Annotated in this window: 5 protein-coding genes and 1 pseudogene; 1 reads left to right on the top strand and 5 read right to left on the bottom strand. The window is 62.1% G+C overall.

Annotated elements, in window-relative coordinates; all coding sequences use genetic code 11:
• On the bottom strand, positions 1-987 hold a 987-nt coding region (locus JWQ89_RS02945; RefSeq protein ID WP_299638264.1), incomplete at its 3' end, for a HAMP domain-containing protein.
• Positions 988-1,208: 221 nt separating this feature from the next.
• Here JWQ89_RS02945 and JWQ89_RS02940 point away from each other — a divergent pair.
• On the top strand, positions 1,209-1,454 hold the full coding sequence (locus JWQ89_RS02940) for an IclR family transcriptional regulator C-terminal domain-containing protein (protein WP_366143959.1): 246 nt from the start codon (positions 1,209-1,211) through the stop codon (positions 1,452-1,454).
• 464 nt (positions 1,455-1,918) lie between these two features.
• On the opposite strand, the pseudogene JWQ89_RS02935 reads toward JWQ89_RS02940, so the two are convergent.
• The 4 genes and pseudogenes from JWQ89_RS02935 to JWQ89_RS02920 form a co-directional block, all read right to left on the bottom strand.
• A pseudogene (locus tag JWQ89_RS02935) lies at positions 1,919-2,544 on the bottom strand (hypothetical protein).
• 320 nt (positions 2,545-2,864) lie between these two features.
• Positions 2,865-3,575 (bottom strand): CE1759 family FMN reductase, encoded by a 711-nt coding sequence (locus JWQ89_RS02930; protein WP_299638262.1) that lies wholly within the window; start codon positions 3,573-3,575, stop codon positions 2,865-2,867.
• Positions 3,572-4,030, bottom strand: coding sequence for a MarR family transcriptional regulator (locus JWQ89_RS02925; protein WP_299638260.1), 459 nt, complete (start codon positions 4,028-4,030; stop codon positions 3,572-3,574). The genes JWQ89_RS02930 and JWQ89_RS02925 overlap by 4 nt, the downstream gene beginning before the upstream one ends.
• Before the next feature lie 2 nt (positions 4,031-4,032).
• Positions 4,033-5,223 carry a CE1758 family FMN-dependent luciferase-like monooxygenase gene (locus JWQ89_RS02920; protein ID WP_299638258.1) on the bottom strand — a complete coding sequence of 397 codons (1,191 nt, stop codon included), beginning with the start codon at positions 5,221-5,223 and terminating at the stop codon, positions 4,033-4,035.
• Positions 5,224-5,922: the final 699 nt, after the last annotated feature.

The raw sequence follows: 5,922 nt of genomic DNA, 5'->3' as shown, positions 1-5,922 counted from the left end.
CGTGTTGATGGTGTTCTTGAGTTCGAGAATTTCGCCTTTCACATCGACGGTGATCTTTTTGGACAGATCGCCGGAGGCCACCGCCGTGGTGACTTCGGCGATGTTACGCACCTGGCCCGTGAGGTTGGCGGCCATCAGGTTGACGTTGTCGGTTAGATCCTTCCAGGTGCCACCTACGCCCTCGACGCGAGCCTGACCCCCCAACTTGCCCTCGGTGCCCACTTCGCGTGCCACGCGCGTTACTTCGGAGGCGAAGGAGTTCAACTGGTCGACCATCGTGTTGATGGTGTTTTTCAGACCCAGGATTTCGCCTTTCACATCGACGGTGATCTTTTTGGACAGATCGCCCGAGGCCACCGCCGTGGTGACTTCGGCGATGTTTCTCACTTGGGCAGTCAGGTTTGTGGCCATCGCGTTGACGTTGTCGGTGAGGTCTTTCCACGTCCCTGCCACGCCCCTTACACGCGCTTGGCCCCCAATCTTCCCTTCGGTACCAACCTCGCGCGCGACTCGCGTGACCTCGGAAGTAAACGAGGCAAGCTGGCCGACCATGGTGTTGACGATTTTGCCGATGCGCAGGAATTCGCCTCGTAGAGGACGACCATCGATTTCGACCTTCATTGACTGCGTCAGGTCACCCTTGGCCACGGCGCCGATAACTCGAGCCACTTCCGCGGTAGGCTGAACCATGTCTTCGATCAGTTCATTGATCGACCGGACACTGGCCTCCCAATTTCCTGTAGCGTTGCGCACATGGCCACGCTCTCCGATGCGGCCCTCCTTGCCGACGACACGACCCAGCCGCTCGAACTCGCTCGTCAGTTCGCCATTCAGCTCCACGATCTCGTTGAAGGTTTGCGCGATCTCGGCGTCCAGGCCGTCAAAGTGATCGGGCAACCGCGCGCTGAAATCTCCACGCCTGAAACCCCGAAGCGCCGTCAGAATCTGCCGGCGGTCAAGCTGAGCCGTCGCAACCGATGCGCTCATGTTATGCTTCCCCTAAAGTCCCACAGGATACACCCCTACGAAAACCCATAAGTCGGCGAAAGGCAGTCGGTTGCGCGGTCAGAAAAAGATTCTGTCAGAGTGACTTGGAGGCGCTGGCTTTAGATTCAGCGCCACAGGCCGCCGCCGCGGCTAATCTTCTTGGCTGCCAAAGCGGAAGGCTGCACGGCGTATAGCCGACGAGAGTGGAATGTTGCCGTTGAATCTATGCCTATGCCGTCACTCGCGCCGACCGCCTGACTTCGATAGGATCGCCCGTGCTCGACCACACCGGCTCCATTGTGGGCGCGCTGGCGGTCTTTGCTCCGACCTTCCGGGTGCCCGACGACAGGGTTGTCAAATTCGCCGAAATGACGCGCGACGCCGCCGACGAGCTATCGGTATCGATGGGCTACGAGCGAGGATCGCAGAAGTCGACCTCGACCTGGGTGGCCAGGCTCAGTCGCTGATGACCTCGGTCCTAGGTCAGGGACTCGTAGAGTTCGCTAGGTAATTTCTGCGACCGTTTGATCATGGCCAAGACGACACTTTCGTTATGCCTGATCAGCATCGCACATAGTGCGATTGCCGCTCGACAGACCACCCCGAAAATTCCTTAGACATTTCCGAGGGTTAGGAAGATCAACTCCATCGCCATTTCGCATCTCCTTCCCCGCCATTAACTCAGTGATATTGCTGGTGTTTTTTGTAGTGCACGTAGTTGTAGGCTAACCCTCGGAAGGGTCGCGTACATTCGGCTCGAACCCACCATGCCAACTGGAGACGGCTAGTTCGGAGCCCGCATTCGCGATGCAGTCGGGCCATTCTCTACTGGGCTATCTCGCACTTGGCATTGTCGCGATTCATTCCACCACCAGTTCACCGGCCGACTTCTTGGCAGGCGATAATCGGTTGGAATGTCTGCATCGCGCCGTCAGCGAAATAATCCGTCGCGCTCGAACTCTGCCCAGCCGCGCAGTTTGAAACGGTCCGCCTCATCCTCGCTGTCGGAACTAGGTAATCCCTCTCCGCTTTCCGTCTTCGCGCGCGTCAGTTTTGCCTTCCAAGCCGCGCGACGCCTGTTCTCGACGGCTTCTCCGCGTCGTCCTCGCGCCAGTTATCGATCACGCCACGGTCGAGAATGTCTTCCACCACACGCGGGTCGAAGATGTGGAACGTAACCTTTGCCCGGCCACGAAGTTTCACCGTGCGGGTGCCAGAGCTGGGCAAGCGGCCGTCTTTCAGCCACCTGTGCCTCTCTGTGGCCGAGATCCCAAGAATATCTTCAATTTCGCGGGGTATCACCGGCAGGCTCTCGATGCCCTCGAGGGTCCTGGAGATGACCGCCGATGCTGTTGCAAATTCGTCAGTTGCGCCCTCAGGCATCCGCAGCGTGAGCTCGCCGGCTTTCACAGTGAGTGATTTTCGTGCCGCCGCCGGCAAACGGGCGCGGACCTCAAGGTAGATACCTTTGGAGCGGATTGACGAGCCAAGCCTAGCAGCAGCCGGAAGCGTCCAGGACTCGATCAGCGCTCTACCGCAAGTCGCGTTTGACGTCATATCGGTCAAGTAGGTCCTGCGCCCGGCTGAGGCAACCGGGTGGTCGTCCGCAACCCACTCGAAAATCCGCTGATGTTCTCGAACGGCTGCTTTTGTCCCCAAAGCAACTTTCCGGCGCCCCGAGCATCCAAGCGCTCTTTGATTTCATCACCACGTCGGATCGCGCTCAACGTTATTTAAGACGTCAGTCGCAGCGACGTTGGTCCCGATGCCGAAGAAGCCTAGTGCCACGCGGTGGAGTTGTCTGCCAGTCGGCCGCGGCCGGGACAACCCACTCCCGCCAGGGCGCCTTCGAGCGCCGTTTTGTTCTCACCCGCCCGCTAGTCCCGTGACAGCAGCGATCCGCCTGCTGCAAGCCGCATCAGGTCGGAGCCGAAATTGACATCATCGGCCTTGCGCTCCGCCTGGGTGGCGTTGCCGGCGAACTGGTGCTGATAGCCCTGCCAGGCCGCGTCCGTGATGGAGCGGCCGACACCGCTCAGCACGAACTGGGTGAGTTCGGTGGCGGCCCGGTCGATCCGGGCGCCGAACTCGGGAGAACTCCAGTCCTCGGGTGCGGCAAAGATCGAGGTGGGCACCGGCATCGCCCGCAGGAACGCGAACAGCGGACGCATCTGCTCATCCGCGACCATGGCGTGGCGCGACGTGCCGGCGGTTGCCGCGAGCACCACCGGCTTGGCGATCAGCAGGTCGTTGTCGATGAGGTCGATGAAGGATTTGAACAGCCCGCTTATGCCCGCCTTGTAGACCGGCGTCGCGGCAATGATCGCGTCGGCGCGGGCCAGCGTGTCGATGGCGGACTGCACCCTGTCGTTGGGGAAGCCGGCGACAATGGCCTTGGCGATATCGACCGCCAACGGGGCGAGGTCGATGATGCCGATAGAGGTCGTGAGCCCCGCTGCCGAGAGACGGTCGAGGCTCGCCTGGGCGACACGGTCCACCAGCATCCGCGTGGACGAGGGGTCGCTCACGCCCGCATTGATGACAACAAGGCGCACGGGCTCACCCTTGTTCTGAAACGCCTTGGTCATTTGGGGACTTCCATTGTTGACGCCGTAGGAGCGAGGATCCGTTCGCACAGCTCCCTGAGCGTAGTGAGTTGGTCGTCGCCGAGGCGCGACGACAGCGCCTCGGCGACATGCCGACCGTGCATGGCGCCGACGCGCCGCTGCACATGCACGCCGGCTTTGGAGAGGCGCAGGATGCTCGCCCGCGCATCGTCAGGATCGGTTTGCCGGTCGATGAGACCGCGGGTTTCGAGCCGCCCGATCAGCCGCGACAGCCCGGCCTGGCTGAGCAACACGTCCTTGCTGAGCTCGGACATCCTTAGGCCGGCCGGCGCCGTCGAAAGAGCATAGAGGACGCCGTATTCGCTCGGGGCGAGATCGCCCCAGACGTCTCCCGCCGTCAGTTCCTGCGCTATGGTTGCCTGGGCGCGGAAGAGTGCCTCCCACGCCTGATTGGCCAGTCTGGTGTCCCGGGCCATGGTCAGCCCGCCAGTGGAAGAGTGGCACTGACGCTCGCATCCGTGTCCTGGTAGGGACGAGCGCCAGTCAGGTTGTCGCCGCGGTTCGGGTTCGGCGTTGGCTGGCGCGGCGCGGCATCGCCGTACTTTGTCTTGACCAGGTCCTTGTGCGTCGGCGCATCGGCGGCACCGGGCGAACGCCGGGACGCCATCTCCTTGCGCAGCACCGGCACCACTTGTGTACCGAGCAGTTCGACCTGTTCGAGCGCCGTCTCGACCGGCAGCCCCATTGCATCGACGTTCCAAAGCTGGCGCTGGTAGTCGCCGAAGGCCTCGCGGAAGGTCAACGTCTTGTCGATGATCTCCTGCGGGCTGCCGACGCTGAGCGGGGTGTTACGTGCATACTCCTCGAGGCCGTAGCTTGTGCCGTAGATCGGGTTGCCCTCGAAGTAGGGCCGGAAGCCTTCGTAGGCGTCCTGCGAGTTCCTGGCGATGAAGGCCTGCCCCCCCAGGCCGACGATGGCCTGCTCCTTGGTGCCGTGCCCGTAGTGCTCGAACCGCTGGCGATAGAAGTTGACCAGCGGCAGGAAGTGGAAGTTGGGCGCCAGCACATTGTTGGCGAAATAGCCGTTACCGTAATAGGCCGCTTGCTCGGCGATCTCGGGCGTGCGGATCGAGCCGTGCCAGACGAAGGGCGGCACGTCGTCCAGCGGACGCGGGATCGAGGTGAAGCCCTGGAGCGGCTTCCTGAACTTGCCCTGCCAGTCGACCACATCCTCGTGCCAGAGCTTATGGAGCAGGTTGTAGTTCTCGAGCGCCAGCGCCACGCCGTTGCGGATGTCCTGGCCGAACCAGGGATAGACCGGCACCGTGTTGCCCCGGCCCAGCATGAGGTCCATCCGGCCCTTCGAAAGATGCTGGAGCATCGCGTACTCCTCCGCCATCCTCACCGGATCGTTCGTCGTAATGAGCGAGGTGGCCGTACTGAGGATGATCCGTTGCGTGCGGGCCGCGATGCTGGCGAGAAGCGTCGTTGGGGAGGAGGAGAAAAACGGCGGGTTATGGTGCTCGCCGATGGCGAACACGTCGAGCCCGACCTCGTCGGCGCGCTGCGCGATGCGAACGGTCGCGTCGATCCGCTCCGCTTCGCTCGGCGTCGTGCTGGTGAGCGGATTTCGGGTGATGTCGCTGACAGAGAAGATTCCGAATTGCATTTGCTAGCCTCCAGGCTGAATTCTTCCCGAAGATATATGCATGAGCATGCAACTATCAAGCCCCGACACCCCGTGACTCTAAACCAAGTGGGGTAGGGGCGGCCATGCCGTGGAGTCTTGAGGTGTGAGACTCCGGGCGGGTAGGCAAAAGGCCGGTTTCTGGGCCCAAAGCGGCCATTCTGCGCGCGTCTTCGATGTCCCGAATTCGGCGAACCGCGGCAAGGATTTTGTCAAAGGCTACTTCGCCGGATCCATCAGGGATCGCCTGCCTCGCAATGACGCAGGCCGGTTAGTCGACCCTTATGGGGCGCGTCGGGTCTGGCACGACGTTCTAGCCGAAGGGCTCGATGCCGGGCTGCACCGCATACAGCTCAAATCCGAACGCCAACGGCAATGGCTGGGGGCCGGGCGGCAAGTTTGCGGTGGGGCTTCAGGGCCCATCGCCGGGGCAGGACTGGCCTTCCTCGCAGCTGGCGGCGCCTATCTCGTACTCCGGTACCGCAAACGCAAAACGGGTCGTTGTCCGGAATAGCGCGGACCGAAGTACCCACTGGGAACCCAACTCGTCACCATAGCTTTATTTGCCCCGAGGATGCCCTTTTCCGTCGCAACGGGGGGTATCCGAAAGCAGCGGGCGGCTCGTGTGTGACCGCGGGGCGTCCGCTGCGCCATAGAGCATCCACCACGTTGGCGTGAGCG

It is taken from the genome of Devosia sp. (assembly GCF_028290645.1).
Taxonomy (GTDB): domain Bacteria; phylum Pseudomonadota; class Alphaproteobacteria; order Rhizobiales; family Devosiaceae; genus Devosia_A.
The sequence above is the reverse complement of the archived record's forward strand: the minus strand, read 5'-3'. Positions and strand labels throughout refer to the sequence as shown.